The sequence below is a fragment of the uncultured Flavobacterium sp. genome (genome assembly GCF_963922255.1).
GTDB lineage: Bacteria > Bacteroidota > Bacteroidia > Flavobacteriales > Flavobacteriaceae > Flavobacterium.
In genome coordinates this window covers 1-15725 of sequence record NZ_CAWUIC010000010.1, presented here as the reverse complement: position 1 = coordinate 15725, position 15725 = coordinate 1, and the positions used below count along the sequence as shown (strand labels likewise).

The following is a 15725-nucleotide window of genomic DNA, read 5'->3' as shown; positions in this document are numbered from 1 at the left end:
TAAATTCTTTCTACAAAATTCAAAAAATCTCTAGCCAAAAGTTTGTATAATTATGGATAGCTTTTGCAAAATTTATAAATGGTCTAATTCTTTTCTTTTGCTTTCCTTAATTTTTTTGAAATAACTGGGAGAAAATCCTGTAACTTTTTTAAATTGATTGCTTAAATGAGATACACTGCTGTAATTTAAAAAATTTGCAATTTCAGAAAGTGATAATTCATCATAAACAATTAGTTCTTTTACTTTCTCAATTTTTAAATTGATAAAATATTTTTCAATGCTAATTCCTTCCACATAAGAAAACAAGTTACTTAATTTGCTATAATCTTGATGAAGATTCTCTATCAAATAATCAGACAAATTGTTATTGATATCGTTATTTTTTGTACTAAATCAATTAAAATGGTTTTAATTTTTTCAATTGTTTTACTATTAGAATCATTTAGAATTTCAAAACCAAACGTTTCAAGCTTACTTACAATAATACTTTTATCCTTTTCAGAAATTTTATTTTTCAAAATAACTTCACCCAATTCCACTGAATGTATTGTATGTCCTAACAGTTCTAATTCAGATTTCACAACTAGAATACAACGGTTACAAACCATGTTCTTCAAATGAAGTTTTTCCATTTTATTTATTGTTTTCCAATCTGTTAATCATTTCTTTCATTTGTGTAATTTCCTTTTCTTGAGCAATGATAATATCTTCGGCTAATTTTTTTAATTCAGCATCTTCAAATTCTACGTTGCTACTTGTCATAATTGCTGAAGAGTGATGAGGAATCATCGCTTTCATATACTGAATATCACTCACAGGAGTTTGTGTTCGTAATAAATAAAATGTTCCAATAAAAGAAATAGTTGCAAAAGCAATAATTGCCATGTTAATTTTTCAATTTGGATACATTTTCCACATGAACAACAACATACTTATTGCCATTGTCGCAATCATTAATGTGGTCATGTAAAAACGTGTAAGACTGTTGTAAATATGATCTATTTCAGCAACATTTAAAAACATTACTAAATACATAATTACAAACGAAACTGCCATTATTAAGGCAAATTTTGGATATGGATTGTGTTTTTTGTTAGTGTCATTGTGTTCCATGATAGCTATTTTATAGAATTAATTAATTGTTTTTTGATAGCTTTAAAAGTACCTTTTATTAAGATTGTTCTCGTTATATAATATTTACGAACTTTTACATTATATCAACTCAGTCATTTACATTATAAAATTTACCTTATCTTCCAGAGGTTACTAAATAAAAATTCTAATAACATCTGAAAAATTTACCTTATTTCTACTTAGTATTTTTAGAATGTGATAAACTATTATTTCGTTACGTTAAAAAACGTATAATACAGATTAAAGTAAAACCCATTTGGAGCAGTTCGCAACATGGAACTTGCCAATTCTTGTCGGTAAGCCAAATCAATTCGAGCTTGACTGTTAATGATAAATTGAATTGCTGGAACAATATCTAAATAAGATTTTCCATTTTCATTTATAGTCTGACCAACAAATTCGACCATTAAATTGATGTTGGTTTGTTTGTAACTCGTGTATATTTTTGGATACATTAATTTACCAAATGACAAAGTATAATTAGTTGCATTATCTCCTAAAGTATTTGGAAAAGGATTTTTTGATGAGTTATTAGACACTTTTTCATAACTTACTGTTGAACTAATTGCTAATTTATTAATTAATTTTGTGGCAATCAGTCCAGTTTCAAAACCAGAATTATGTCCCATAATTTCAAGCTGTTCTTGATGAATTGGTGAATTATTAAAACTATATCTTCCGTAAGCAGCCATTCGAAAATGACTGTTTAAATCATCCGATGAAAAAAAGCGGTATTTTGTATAAAAACCTCCACCTTCTGTTATTAATCCGTCATTAGTTTTACTTAGGAAAGCTGTTGCTCTAAACATTAGGTTTTTATTTAAACCATATGTAGCTTCTGGCATCATATGATAATTGTAACCCGAATCAAATTTTTCTTTAAAAAAAGAATTCATGACATTAACAGCCAATGAGTTTGAAGGCACATTACTTGCTGGATCAGTTACTACAAAAAGTTCTTGACTAAAGCTTTTTTGAACTCCAAACAGTACGAGAAATAAAAATACTTTTCTCATTAATTCAATACTTTAATATGAAAATCATCTTCATTATTAACAGCATATGTTGCTACCTTTTTTAATGATTTTGATAATTTTTTAAATTCTTTATCAGTAACATATCCTTTGTCTAAAACTTGAAAAGTTACTTCTTCTGAATCTATATTTTTGTCATCTATTAAAATATAATTATCATTTTTAAGAGTATTTGATTTTGAAGTTAATACCAATGAACCGATAAAGAAACCTGCTTTTTCAACACTTTCTTTGAAAACTATTGGGTTAATTGCAGTGTTTTCTTTTAATGTTACTGTGAATGTATTAGTGTTCAAGTCAGTTTCGACATTAGCAACTTCTGGCATAGCTTTTAATTGTTTATTTATCGCATTTGAACACATAGAACACGTTAAACCTGTTGCTCTAATTTCTGCTTTTGAAATTTGTGCATTTGCATTGGTAAAACTTAAAATTAATACGGTAACTAATGCTAAATATATATTTGATTTTTTCATTTTTTATTTTTTTAATAAGTTGTTTATCTCTTCTTCTGTTGGATTAATTGCAATAAGAATTCCGTTGTTGTCAAATAGATATTGACTTGGTAATTCTTCAACTCCAAACAAAATGGCTGTTGGAGCATCAAATCCATTTGGATCAATTAATTGTGTGAACTGGATATTATCTTTTTCAATGGCTTTCAACCATTTAGAAGCATCTTTATCTACTGAAATTCCAACAATTTCAAATCTTGAAACGTCTATTTTTTTATGAAGTTTCACCAGTTCTTTGTTTCCTTTTCTACAAGGAGCACACCAAGAAGCCCAAAAGTCAATCAGAACAAATTTGTTTTCGAATGACTTACTTGACACTTCTTCATCATTTGCATTTTTTAAAGCAAAAGTTGGTAAAATCTCACCAATCTTTACTTGTGCTTGTAAAACAGATGAAACGAATAATAAAAGCAAAATTATTTTTTTCATTTTATATTATTTAATAGTTTCTACTACTTTTCCACAACTCAACATCATTGAACCATAGTAAGGGTTTTTTACAACTTTTTCTTTACTTAACCAATTGGCTCCTTTTCCATCATTTGCCATTGGACAATGTTGATAGTAAACGGCCGTTTCTGATTTTGAAATTTTCATCAATTTATACATTGATTCAGAAAGTGTATCAAATGAAGCTCTTTGAATTTTTATATCTTTTGAAGTCGAAATTGCTGTTGCGTCGTTTATCAATTCTTTCATGACTTTCATCCAAACCATATGAACATCCATTTTTAATTCGTTCATTTTAACTGCGTTTATTGCAGTTAGCAATGCTTTAGATTTAGCTGAAGCTGAAGTAGCATCTGTTTTTACCAAAGCTTCCTTCAAGGCAAAATAATTTTCATAAACTTCATCCAATTGATTTGATACTTTAACTTCTTTTGAAGCCACTTTTATATGTTCAGTGTGAGCATCTTGTTTCTTCTCAACATGTTCAGTATGAATTTCTTCTGACTTTTCTTTGTGCTCCACATGATTCTCTTTCATTTTCATTTCTTCTTTTACTGGAGTTTTTGCCACTCTATCGTATTGACAACATCCGTGAAGATTGTTATATACATCATCCGGTGCAAGAAATGAATCATTATCATATCCAGCTAAGGCAATTTTTTTTAAGATATCATCATTACTCGTAGCTTTAGCATCAAAAGTTACGGTTGCTATTTGAGTATCTTTATTCCAATCTACTTCAGCTACTTTTTTAAGAGATCCTGCTTTTTCTATTGTTTTTTCGCACATACCACAATTACCGTAAACTTTTACTTCTACTTTAGTTGCATTTTTAATTTGTGCATAACTTGACGTGAATGATACCAACATAACAGTTAGCATCAATATTTTTTTTATTGATTTCATTTTTAAGATTTTATTGATTTTCAAAAAGGTAATATGTAATAGCTTTTATAATTATTTGCTTTCGCAAATTAATTAGTTAGTTAGCGATTTCATTTTGATTTTTTTTTAAAATTTAGTGTAAATAAACTAGCAACTCATTAGTTTAAAAAACTAATAAGAATAAGCCATAAGAATGGCTATACAAAGTGTTTTTTAGCTTATTTTTGGTGGAGCCCAAATACTGAAATACTGTGTAGAAATATTTTTTTCTAAATAGAAAAAATTAACTTTTTTAGATGTAATTAGCTCAGTTGAAACAGAACTATTGAATACAAAAAAAGGTATTATACTAGTAAAGGATGGTGTAATACTGCAATCTGCACTATTACAACTTCCGTCACAAGATTTTTTTTCAGAATTTGTTTTTTTACAGCAAGATTTTTCAAGTTGATTATTTTCTTCAAGTTGATTATTTTCTTGTTGAGAATCTTTAATTAATTCGCAACAAGCTTTCTTAGCTGTATTTTTTTTTGAAGAATTACATGCATAAGAATCCACTGGGTTTAATAAAAAACCGCAAAATAGGATAAAAAGTATGTAATGTATTTTCTTCATACAGTTCAAATCTACGAAATAAACAATTAAAATTAAAGTTTTTATGAAAATTTTAATGATTCGTTACTTCTTGTAATACTTTCGATATTTAGCTAAAGCAAAGAAAGCAATAACTAAAACTACTCCTAAAATATAAAAATAATAAGTCACATTTTGTTTTTCACCAGAGGCATATGAATGCAGCCCACTCAAGTGGAAATTCACTCCAAAATAAGTCATTAATATAGAAGCAAATGCTAAAACACTCATGAAGTTATAAACCCACAATCCTCTTAAAGCAGGTACAAATCGAGCGTGTATTACAAAAGCATATACCATGATACTGATTAAAGCCCAAGTTTCTTTTGGATCCCAACCCCAATATCTTCCCCAACTCTCATTAGCCCATTGTCCTCCTAAAAAGTTACCAATAGTTAACATAACTAATCCAACTGTTAAAGCTAATTCATTGATATAAGTAAGCTCTTGAATGCTTAATTTCATTCTTTTTTTGTTTTCTTGCGTTGTAAAAATCATTAAGAATAATGAAACTAATCCAAGCATCATTGCTAAAGTAAACGGTCCATAACTAGCTACAATAACAGCAACGTGAATCATCAACCAATAAGAATTTAAAACTGGTTGAAGATTTCCAATTTCAGGGTCCATCCAATTCCAATGTGCTACCATCAATATCATTGAAACTACGAAAGTTGCTGATGCTACTGTTAATTTAGATTTTCTATCAAATGCTAATCCAAAAAACATGGTTGCCCAAGCTACATAAATCATACTTTCGTAAGCATCACTCCAAGGTGCATGACCAGAAATATACCAACGGACAATTAATCCAAGAGTATGTATAGCAAAAAACAGTCCTATTAAAATATGAAAAGCATTTACCGTGTAATTAAGCCATTTTTTAGTACTAAACATTTGAAAAATACTGAAAATCAACATTAGAATTCCAGCAAACATATACCAATAATGTAATTTTTTGAAAATATCATATTTATTATATAATATCTCGTACTTAATCTTTTGTTCAGAAGGCATTACTTTTGCACCATATAATTTTTGATATTTGGTTAGACCAGCTAATAAACTATTTGGTAATGTATAATCATTAGATTGAGTAGATTTATTAATGGCATTTAAATAATAAGGTATAACATTCTTAATAGTATCAAGAGAAGTTCCTGTATTTTCATTTACTTCTAAATAAGAAACCCATTTGTTATTGGCATCATTAGGAATAGGAAATACTTTTAAAATTTGTCCACTTATTGCTGAATATAATAAATTTACTTTTTTATCTGTTTCAATAAAATCTTTTTGAAATTGATTTGGCATCAAATTAGAATAAGCATCTTCTAAATAAGGTTCTAGTTTATAGTTACCATTAGCATCAAAGAAATCAATTAATTTAGCATATTTAACATCTTTATCAATTCCTGCAATTTTTCGAATACTATCATTTCCTCTTTTTAAATATATGATTGGAATTTGATACCAATATTCAGGAAATTGTGTCATAGACAGTAAAACTTGATCAGCATCCATTCCTTCATAAGTATCACTTTTTGACACTTTTCTCAATAATTTAGATGAAAAAGTATTAACCGGAATTAATCTTCCAGCATCTTGAATTACAAGTTTTCCGAAATTATCTGCTTGTTCTTGTGATACATTGTATTTTTTAATAAACTCTAATGCTTTCGAAGTGTCTGGCATAGGAGCCTTAGTTTCATGCTCACTATGATTGTGTTGAGAAAATGTAAATGATGAAAACAACAAGAATCCAATCATTACCAACTTAGATCTTTTTTCTTTTACTATTTCAAGTTTACGTTTTAAGTCTGCAAAACGAGTATTTTTATCAAATAAAATAGCCATTAATCCAAGGTATAATAAGAAATATCCAATGTACGTAATCCATGTACCCCAAAAATCGTGATTTACAGATAAATTTGTTCCTTTTTCGTCAGGATCAAATCCTGCTTGAAAAAATCTATATCCATCATAATCTAATATATTATTCATGAACACACTGTCTTTAAAGACTTTATTTTCTCTAGGCTCAGTTATTTCTAATTTACTTTTAAAAGCAGAATAACTTTTTTCAGTTCCTGGATTTTTGTCAGCAATAAAATCATCTAACTTAATAGAAAATGGTAATTCATACACTTTACTTCCATAAAACAAAGTAAAATCTAAATCCCCAACTTTTACATTTTGTGGAATTCCTTGTTTTCCTTTTGATCCAACAAGTGTAACATTTTCTTCTTTTCCTTGAGCCTTTATTGTTACTGTTAAAGCATCATCGGATGATTTATCTTTAAAATCACCATTTGATTTATTAATTATATTTCCTTTGATAGCTGGTTCTGGTAAAACAAATTGACTTCCACCAAGATTATATAATGAACGAAGCATCAAAGGTTGTATCGAATCTTTTGCTACTGACCCTTTGAATTGATCTGCCATTCGCATAAAATCTCCTTCAAAAGGTGCCTGAATTGTGTAAGCATCTTCAATTTTTGTAATATTAATGGCTCCTTGTGTAAATTTATTAAAGGCAAAAAGAATGTTATGAACGTTTTGAACTTCTCCTTCTCTTAAATAGTGCTCATGTCTTGTTCCATCACCAGATTCAACTAATTTTAAATAAAATGGACCATTTTCATTAGCTTCAAAAGTTTCTGTGGTATTCATTACGAAATCCTTATACTCTATTTCGAACGGTATTCCATTAAATTCGTCGTTAATAGAAAAGTTATTATTTGCAAAAATTGAATTAATTGGTGTTAATAATACATCTTTAGAAAATGTTTTGCGTTTCATTTCACCTTTATATTCTCCATCAACAAATGCTGTAATAAATGTTTTGTCCGAATAAAAAACATTTTCTGTTTCTCCTTCTCTTATAGGCATCATTCCTTCATAACTAATATATCTTGTTACAAAAGCTCCTATCAAAATGAAAATAAAAGACAAATGCAATAACAAAGTAGCCCATTTTTCTTTTTTATATAATTGGTATCTTTTAATATTTCCAAAAAAATTAATTACGAAAAACACCATAATGGTTGAAAACCACCAAGAATTATAAACAATTTTTCTAGCAACATCAGTATTATAAGCATCTTCAATAAATGTTCCTGCTGCCATTGCTGCAGCAAAAAGGATAAATAAGAAAGCCATTAAACGGGTTGAAAAAAGAATGGAAAATATAGATTTATTCATAACAAGAAGTATTCAGTGAAAATGATTTTTTAATCGATGGCAAAGATAATTAATTGTAAAAAGAATTAACTGTTAAAAGTGTTTTATTAATAGATATTTAAGAATTTATGATGAAATTCAAATGTTTAAAATTATATTCCAAAGTTTCTTAACAAAAAAAAGCATCTTGAATTAGTTTTCAAGATGCTTTTTCTGTTTTTTAGCCACAGATTAACTGATTATTATATAAATTTTTTTAAATCAGTGAATCTGTGGTTATCAGTTTTATTAAAAAACAAACATCGCTCTTTCACCCATTAATTGATTTACTTCTTCAGCTACTTGCTCTAACACATCTTCATCTGTGTGATTTGTTAGAACTTTGTCAATTAAAGCTACAATGGTTTCCATATCACTTTCCATCATTCCACGAGTTGTAATTGCTGGTGTTCCAACACGAATTCCTGAAGTTACAAAAGGTGATTTATCATCAAAGGGAACCATATTTTTATTTACTGTAATTTCAGCTTTAACTAATGCGTTTTCAGCTTCTTTACCTGTAATATTTTTATTTCTTAAGTCAATCAACATCATGTGATTATCTGTTCCTCCAGAAATGATATCATAACCTCTTTTTACAAATGCTTCTGCCATAGCTTGGGCATTCTTTTGAACCTGTACTGTATATCTAAAGAATTCATCGGTTAAGGCTTCTCCAAAAGCAACCGCTTTAGCGGCAATAATATGCATTAATGGTCCTCCTTGATTTCCAGGAAAAACAGCCATATCTAACACATGACTCATCATTCTTATATCTCCTTTTGGTGTTTTTAATCCCCAAGGGTTTTCAAAATCTTTACCCATCATAATCATTCCACCTCTTGGTCCACGCAAAGTTTTGTGAGTCGTTGTTGTTACAATATGACAATGAGGAATTGGATCATTCATCAATCCTTTTGCAATTAATCCTGCCGGGTGAGAAATATCTGCTAATAAAATCGCTCCAACTGAATCAGCTATTTCTCTAAATTTTGCAAAATCCATATCTCTAGAATAAGCAGAAGCACCTGCAATAATCATTTTTGGTTGCTCTTTTGTAGCTATTTCTTGTATTTTGTCGTAATCCAACATTCCTGTTTCTTTATCTACTCCATAAAAAACTGGATTGTATAATCTTCCTGAAAAATTTACCGGTGAACCATGTGTTAAATGTCCACCATGTGATAGATCAAAACCTAAAATTTTGTCTCCTGGTTTTAAACATGCAAAAAATACTGCTGTGTTTGCTTGAGAACCACTGTGAGGTTGCACATTTACATATTCAGCACCAAATAAAGCTTTTGCTCTATCAATAGCAATTTGTTCCACTATATCAACAACTTCACAACCTCCATAATATCGTTTTCCAGGATATCCCTCTGCATATTTATTGGTTAATACTGAACCTGCAGCTTCCATTACTTGGTCACTTACAAAGTTTTCTGAAGCTATTAATTCAATTCCGTGAATTTGTCTGTCTTGTTCGTCAAGAATTAGGTCAAAGATTTGTTCGTCGCGTTGCATTGAGATGAATTTTCGTTAAATTTTATTCAAAATTACAAAAATCGTTTGTTAAATTGATAGTAAACTTTATATTTGGTTATTAATTTTTCAACAACAAATCAACAAAACAAATATGCCAAATATTGCAAACGACCCAAAAAGAAAATCTTGGATAAAAGTTTCAGAAAACAGCGACTTTCCTATTCAAAATATTCCTTTTGGAGTTTTTATCACAAAAGAAGACGTAATAACTATTGGAACTCGAATTGGAGATTCTGCAATAGATATGGGAGCGCTACAACAATTAGGATATTTTGATGGTATCGATTTAACAGACGATATGTTCATGCAAGATACCTTAAACGACTTTATTTCTGACGGAAAAAAAACATGGAGATTAGTTCGAAATCGTTTATCTGAAATTTTTGAAGAAAGCAACCCTACTTTAAGAGATAACAAAAAACAAAGAGATGTTGTTATTTTTGATATTAAAGATGTCGAAATGCAATTACCTGTTCAAATTGGTGATTATACTGATTTTTATAGCTCAAAAGAACATGCTACCAACGTTGGGAAAATGTTTCGTGATCCAGAAAATGCTTTATTGCCAAACTGGTTGCACATACCTGTAGGATATCATGGAAGAAGCTCTACTATTGTACCAAGTGGAAAAAGCATTAGAAGACCAAATGGACAAACAATGCCAGCAGATGCCACTGAACCTGTATTTGGCCCTTCAAAATTAGTTGATTTTGAATTAGAAATGGCTTTTATTACTACAGATTCTAATTTAATGGGAGAACCTATTCCTGTAGATGAAGCAGAGGACTATATCTTCGGAATGGTTTTATTTAATGACTGGAGTGCTAGAGATATCCAAAAATGGGAATATGTACCATTAGGACCATTTTTAGCTAAAAACTTTGCTTCTACTATTTCTCCTTGGATTGTAACTATGGATGCTTTAGCTCCTTTTAAAACAAAAAGTCCAGAGCAATCTCCTACTCCATTGAACTATTTACAACAAAAAGATAAGCATACTTTTGATATTAATCTTGAGGTTTCGCTTCAACCAGAGAATGCCACAGAAACTTTAATTAGTAAATCAAACTTTAAATATATGTATTGGACAATGGCTCAACAATTAGCTCATCATACAGTTAATGGTTGTAGAGTTAATTCGGGTGATATGATGGGTTCTGGAACTATTTCTGGCCCAACACCTGATAGTTATGGTTCAATGTTAGAACTTACTTGGGGTGGAAAAAACCCTATTAAATTAAATGATGGAACTGAACGTAAATTCATCAATGATAATGATACAATTATTATGAGAGGTTATTGTAAAAATAATGACATGAGAATAGGTTTTGGTGAATGTTCTGGTAAATTGTTGCCTGCTTTAGAAATAAAATAAATTCAATTTAATATATTAATAATGCCATTCTCAAAAAGAATGGCATTTTTTTTGGTTAGTTATCTATACCGTCTAAAAATTAAATATATTTGTTAAAACTATACTTTATGAAGAAAATTACTCTATTTATTGCTTTTTCGTTTTTTATTGCATGTGGTACTAAGCAGACACAATCCCTTTTGAGCAACGGAAATTATGATGAAGCTATCAACAAGTCTATCAAAAAACTTGCTTCTAATAAAGATTCAAAAGGAAAGCAGGATTATGTTTATATTTTACAAGATGCTTATGCTAAAGCAACAGCTCGTGACATAAACAATATTAATTTACTTGTCAAAGAAGCTAATCCAGCTAATTTTGAGAAAGTTTTTAATTTATATAATCAATTAGCCAATCGTCAAGAAAAAATCAAACCTATTTTACCTTTGAAACTCTTAAACAAAGGAACAAATGCTACATTTATTATGGATGATTATTCTGATGAAATAATTTCAAGTAAAAATGGACTTTCTGATTATTTATATGCTAATTCTATAAAACTATTAGCTTCACAAAACAAAATTGATTTGCGTCAAGCTTATGATGATTTGGTGTATTTAGACAAATTAAATCCCAATTTTAAAGATGTTCGTAAAAAAATAGATGAAGCACAATTTAGAGGAACAGATTTTGTTCATGTATACACTAAAAGTGAAACCAATATGATAATTCCTGCTCGTTTACAAGAAGATTTATTGAATTTTGGAACTTATGGATTGAATGATAAGTGGACGGTTTATCACAACAACAAACAAAAAGACATTACGTATGATTTTGGGATGTTAGTTAATTTTCGTCAAATAAATATTTCACCTGAACAAATTAAAGAGAAAGAATTTGTTAAAGAAAAACAAATTAAAGATGGAACTAAAACGTTATTAGATAATAATGGAAATGTAGTTAAAGACAGTTTGGGTAATGCAATTAAAGTTGATAATTTTAAAACTGTAAGAGTAAATATTTATGAATTTAGGCAATTTAAATCATGTCAAGTAACTGCAAAGGTTGATTATTTGGATTATAGAAACAATCAAACTATTGAAACATTTCCTTTAGTAAGTGAATTTGTTTTTGAAAACATTTATTCAACTTTTAATGGAGACAAACGGGCTTGTGAAGAAGACTATTATCCTTATTTCAACAAACGTGCTGTTGCTTTTCCAAGTAATGAACAAATGGTCTTTGACACAGGAGAAGATTTGAAAAGTCAACTTAAAAATATTATTTCTAGAAATAGATTTAGAAAATAGTAAGTAAAAACTGACATGATAATTGTTAATTTTTCATACAATATTAAAACCATAGTATTATGAAAAACATTACCCTATCCTTGTTAGCTTTTCTTATAATTAGTTGTAGTTCTAGTAAAAATACAAATATCATTATTGAAGATAAGAATGATCCTATAAATGTTTTAGTCTTTGTAAACAATTTATCAGGTCAAAAAATTTCTGAAAGTGTAACAAATGATTTATTGAGTCTAAATTGTTTTAAAAACAAGAAAAACATTGTGTTTCATACTGAAAATATTGCTGATATTAATTTTAAATATGGAGTGGAATTAATTATTAATAAAATTAGTATTGCAGAATATAAACAAACGCCAAAAATCAACACTAAAAGCTCCTATATTCATGAAGAAACCCAAGTTTATAATAAAGATGGGAGCGTAGATATTAGAGAAGTAAATTATCCTGTTTCATCAACTTTAATAGAACATAAATATATTAAAAATTGTTATGTTTCTGCAGAGCTAAATTTATTTAATTTAAAAAACGGAAAACTTTTATATAATGAACCTTTAAGTTCTTCAAATAGTTTTAATAAAATTTACATTGAATCAATTGGAGATTCTTCATTACTTAACAGACATAGAAGTGATAATATGGTTAATACTTCTGGTGCTGTTACAACACCACAAATTAATCACAATACAGTAGGACTATTACCATCAAACATAGTAATTATTGATGATGCAGTTATAAAACTTAAAAAAGATTTGTCAAAATTCATTAGCAAAATTTAATTATCTTTAACTTAAATATTTATTTTATGAAAAACATTACATTTTTTTTGTTAGCATTAATCTTTGTTAGCTGTAGTTCTAATAAAGGTTTAAATATCGTAAATGACGATACGAATGAGCCTAAATACGTTCTAGTATTTATGAATAACTTTTCTAAAAAAACTATTTCTGATGAAGTTAAGAATGAAATAATAAATACAGAAAATAATAAAAATAATAAAAATTTAGTATTCCATACTGAGAGGCAAGCTGATATCAATTATGATTATGGAGTAGAATTAATTATTACTGATGTTAATATTATAGAAAACAAAACAGCACCTAAAGTATATAAAAGAGAATATAATGCTTATAATAGTAGACAGCTTTTTGACCTAGAAACTAGAGTAAACGGAAACAAGATTAGTTCAATTGAAGCAGGCCAAGTTGATTTAATTGAGTACAGAGTTTCTAAAAACTGTAGAATTGAAGGTAAATTAAATTTTATCGATATAAATTCAGGTGAATTACTATCTTCAAAAGAGATAAAAAGTGAAACTAATTTTTCTAAAGTATATAACACTACTAAAGACGAAGGTTTTTTAGTTGGAGAAAACAAGAATAAATACGATGATCTTTCTAATGTTGGTATTATGAGAAATGAAATTGCTTTACAAAATTATAAAATTGTTCCTCAATTAATTAAAAACGATCTATTTCTTCCAACTGATCAAGAAATAGCATATGAAACCATCTTAAAATTAAAGAATGATTATTCAAAATTTATAAGTCAAATATAAATTTATTTCAAAAAACAAAAAACGCTTTCATCTCTGAAAGCGTTTTTTTTCTATATACTTACACACAAAACTAATTATTAATTAGCTTTTTAATTTCAACTTTTCCATTTGTCAAAGTTGTCTTAACAAGTAATATTGAAGTATTAAAACTATTCCTTATTGTTAAGTTGTTATCGTTAACATTATTTTTTTCAACTAATAATCTTCCTGATAAATCATAAATTTTTACATTTTCAATAGCAGTTTCTGTACTTAAAAACTGAATTTCATTATCAGTATTTATCAATACAGTAAAAGAATTATTTTCAAATACTTCATTACTTAATAAAGTGTTTTTATAAACTACAGAAAAACGTGTAGTAAAATCTCCTTGAGATGAAGTAAATGTATAAGGTGATGCTTTTAAATCGTGAATAGTATTTGTTAACTTATCATTAATAAAAACATCCTGACTTAAAAATAAACCATCTACATCATCAATATCAATAGTATATGTTCCAGCAGTTAATGCTTTGAAACCTAATAAAACTTCATCATTATCATTAAAAGGCATTTGTCTACCTTGAATAACATAAGCTTCGTTATCTAAAATATTATAAAGTATTGTGTTATTGGTTTCTAACACTTTTCCATCAATTGCAACATCAACAGCATTTGTTGCTCCATCCATATAACCTACCAAAATTTGATTATAATTATTTGAAGCATCTTTTAAACTCAACCAAATTCTATGCTTATCAACAGTTTGATAAGAGGCGTTTTTAAAGAATTGATTAGTAGATGAATTACCTACTCTTTGACTATTGTTAAATAAAGCATTTCCTGATACAGATGAATTTACATAAAAACCTTGTCCTGTTTGAACAAACCCTAAAGGTGGATTTCCTCCTGCTGCTGCAGCTGTTCCTCCAAGTGTAGTATAAGATGCATAGTTACTTTGTGGATAAATACCACTCGCATTTGCTGCAACAGTATGTGTCCAAAAATATAAGGTTGATATTCCAGGATTATTTGCTAAGAAAGTATCTGAATTAATTGGTGAAGGATATGGGTTTCCTATTAAGTTAAATCCAATTCCAATTGGAGTTGAATAATTTCCATTATTAGGTACACCACTGAATACTCCATTATAAACTAAAGGTGTAGATGCAGACCAAGTGTTATCAACTCTAATCAAATATCCTTTTCCTGGTACAAAATTAGTAGTAGCATCAACAGTTTGAAAGGAAGTAGCAGTTGTTGTTCCTGTGAATAAATACTCATAAAAACGAGTACTAATTGTGTTAGGAGAAAAAGCTAATAGTTGTTGTCCTGTTACTGGTGCAGACCAGGCTGTATAATCCAATCGAATCATTGGCGTAGAATTTCTTTTTACTACAATGTTTCCTGAATTAGGGAATGCATCATTTTGAACTATCGCAGCAAAGTTTTCTACAGTTAATAAGCCTGAAGTAACCGATATACTTTTTTGTACTGTAAAGGTATTACCAGCTGTGATAATTACATTTGCATTATTCTCTATTGTTATAGAACAAAAAGATATATCACTAAAAGAATTATAATCTCCAGTAAAAATTGCTGATGTATTGATATTAGGTGTTCCGTTAGACCATGCTGTACCGTTCCAAGTTGTAAAGTTTGTACATAGATTACAAGTAGCACTGATTACATCATTAAAAGTCCAATTAAAATTAGTAATTATACTTTGTCTTTGAATAACACTTGAACAATATTCACTATTTCCTGCATGAAAACTAATATTAGGTTGTAGTGTTAAAGTACTCCAACTAGCTAATAAACTATCATAATTTGCAACTGATAATTTGGAGTCTCTAAGAAAATTATTCATTGTTGTAACATTACTAATATTCCATCCACTAATATTTTGATCAAATAGAGGTAAGTCTCTTAACATATTATTCATATTATCAACATTACCAACATTCCAACTTCCAATATTTTGATTAAAAGCTGTAGCTCCATAAAACATATTGGCCATGTTAGTTACATTGCCAGTAAGCCATCCACTTATATTTTGGTTAAATGAAGATGCGTCTCTAAACATTCCTCCCATGTTTGTGACAT

The 15725-nt window shown here is 28.6% G+C and carries 12 protein-coding genes and 2 pseudogenes; 4 read left to right on the top strand and 10 right to left on the bottom strand.

From position 1 onward, the window contains the following. Positions 1–72: 72 nt before the first annotated feature. The 9 genes and pseudogenes from AABJ49_RS09215 to glyA form a co-directional block, all read right to left on the bottom strand. Positions 73–632: pseudogene (locus tag AABJ49_RS09215) on the bottom strand (AraC family transcriptional regulator). Between the two features lies 1 nt (position 633). Continuing rightward, positions 634–1113: pseudogene (locus AABJ49_RS09210) on the bottom strand (DUF305 domain-containing protein). 227 nt (positions 1114–1340) lie between these two features. Further along, entirely contained in the window at positions 1341–2150 is an 810-nt protein-coding gene (locus tag AABJ49_RS09205; protein WP_338377992.1) for a hypothetical protein, read from the bottom strand. Beyond that, positions 2150–2644, bottom strand: coding sequence for a heavy metal-associated domain-containing protein (locus AABJ49_RS09200; RefSeq protein WP_338377991.1), 495 nt, complete (start codon positions 2642–2644; stop codon positions 2150–2152). The genes AABJ49_RS09205 and AABJ49_RS09200 overlap by 1 nt, the downstream gene beginning before the upstream one ends. Positions 2645–2647: 3 nt before the next feature. Further along, positions 2648–3112 carry a TlpA disulfide reductase family protein gene (locus AABJ49_RS09195; RefSeq protein ID WP_338377990.1) on the bottom strand — a complete coding sequence of 155 codons (465 nt, stop codon included), beginning with the start codon at positions 3110–3112 and terminating at the stop codon, positions 2648–2650. 6 nt (positions 3113–3118) lie between these two features. After that, positions 3119–4039, bottom strand: coding sequence for a DUF3347 domain-containing protein (locus tag AABJ49_RS09190; RefSeq protein ID WP_338377989.1), 921 nt, complete (start codon positions 4037–4039; stop codon positions 3119–3121). Between the two features lie 192 nt (positions 4040–4231). Next, positions 4232–4633, bottom strand: coding sequence for a hypothetical protein (locus AABJ49_RS09185; RefSeq protein WP_338377988.1), 402 nt, complete (start codon positions 4631–4633; stop codon positions 4232–4234). A gap of 63 nt (positions 4634–4696) precedes the next feature. Beyond that, a complete protein-coding gene (gene ccsA / locus AABJ49_RS09180) occupies positions 4697–7858 on the bottom strand; it encodes a cytochrome c biogenesis protein CcsA (RefSeq protein WP_338377987.1) in 3162 nt (1053 codons plus the stop codon). Positions 7859–8125: 267 nt separating this feature from the next. Further along, the gene (gene glyA / locus AABJ49_RS09175; RefSeq protein WP_338377986.1) at positions 8126–9400 is read right to left on the bottom strand and encodes a serine hydroxymethyltransferase; all 1275 of its coding nucleotides are present in this window, start codon (positions 9398–9400) and stop codon (positions 8126–8128) included. 112 nt (positions 9401–9512) lie between these two features. Between glyA and fahA the strand changes: the two genes are divergently transcribed. From fahA to AABJ49_RS09155, 4 genes are all read left to right on the top strand, one after another. Then, a complete protein-coding gene (gene fahA, locus AABJ49_RS09170) occupies positions 9513–10796 on the top strand; it encodes a fumarylacetoacetase (protein WP_338377985.1) in 1284 nt (427 codons plus the stop codon). 107 nt (positions 10797–10903) lie between these two features. Next, complete coding sequence (locus AABJ49_RS09165) at positions 10904–12085, top strand: hypothetical protein (RefSeq protein ID WP_338377984.1); 1182 nt, start codon at positions 10904–10906, stop codon at positions 12083–12085. 59 nt (positions 12086–12144) lie between these two features. Then, a complete protein-coding gene (locus AABJ49_RS09160) occupies positions 12145–12861 on the top strand; it encodes a hypothetical protein (protein WP_338377983.1) in 717 nt (238 codons plus the stop codon). Positions 12862–12887: 26 nt separating this feature from the next. Then, the gene (locus AABJ49_RS09155; RefSeq protein WP_338377982.1) at positions 12888–13640 is read left to right on the top strand and encodes a hypothetical protein; all 753 of its coding nucleotides are present in this window, start codon (positions 12888–12890) and stop codon (positions 13638–13640) included. A gap of 70 nt (positions 13641–13710) precedes the next feature. Here AABJ49_RS09155 and AABJ49_RS09150 read toward each other — a convergent pair. Further along, positions 13711–15725 (bottom strand): BspA family leucine-rich repeat surface protein (locus AABJ49_RS09150; RefSeq protein ID WP_338377981.1); only part of this gene is annotated, 2015 nt, incomplete at its 5' end.

What these genes read in the sequence shown, in the direction of transcription:
- AABJ49_RS09200 (WP_338377991.1), bottom strand. Translation starts at nt 2,644, where the DNA reads ATGAAAAAATCAAATATATATTTAGCATTAGTTACCGTATTAATTTTA.
- AABJ49_RS09165 (WP_338377984.1), top strand. Translation starts at nt 10,904, where the DNA reads ATGAAGAAAATTACTCTATTTATTGCTTTTTCGTTTTTTATTGCATGT.
- AABJ49_RS09190 (WP_338377989.1), bottom strand. Translation starts at nt 4,039, where the DNA reads ATGAAATCAATAAAAAAAATATTGATGCTAACTGTTATGTTGGTATCA.
- AABJ49_RS09155 (WP_338377982.1), top strand. Translation starts at nt 12,888, where the DNA reads ATGAAAAACATTACATTTTTTTTGTTAGCATTAATCTTTGTTAGCTGT.
- glyA (WP_338377986.1), bottom strand. Translation starts at nt 9,400, where the DNA reads ATGCAACGCGACGAACAAATCTTTGACCTAATTCTTGACGAACAAGAC.
- AABJ49_RS09185 (WP_338377988.1), bottom strand. Translation starts at nt 4,633, where the DNA reads ATGAAGAAAATACATTACATACTTTTTATCCTATTTTGCGGTTTTTTA.
- AABJ49_RS09195 (WP_338377990.1), bottom strand. Translation starts at nt 3,112, where the DNA reads ATGAAAAAAATAATTTTGCTTTTATTATTCGTTTCATCTGTTTTACAA.
- AABJ49_RS09205 (WP_338377992.1), bottom strand. Translation starts at nt 2,150, where the DNA reads ATGAGAAAAGTATTTTTATTTCTCGTACTGTTTGGAGTTCAAAAAAGC.
- ccsA (WP_338377987.1), bottom strand. Translation starts at nt 7,858, where the DNA reads ATGAATAAATCTATATTTTCCATTCTTTTTTCAACCCGTTTAATGGCT.
- AABJ49_RS09160 (WP_338377983.1), top strand. Translation starts at nt 12,145, where the DNA reads ATGAAAAACATTACCCTATCCTTGTTAGCTTTTCTTATAATTAGTTGT.
- fahA (WP_338377985.1), top strand. Translation starts at nt 9,513, where the DNA reads ATGCCAAATATTGCAAACGACCCAAAAAGAAAATCTTGGATAAAAGTT.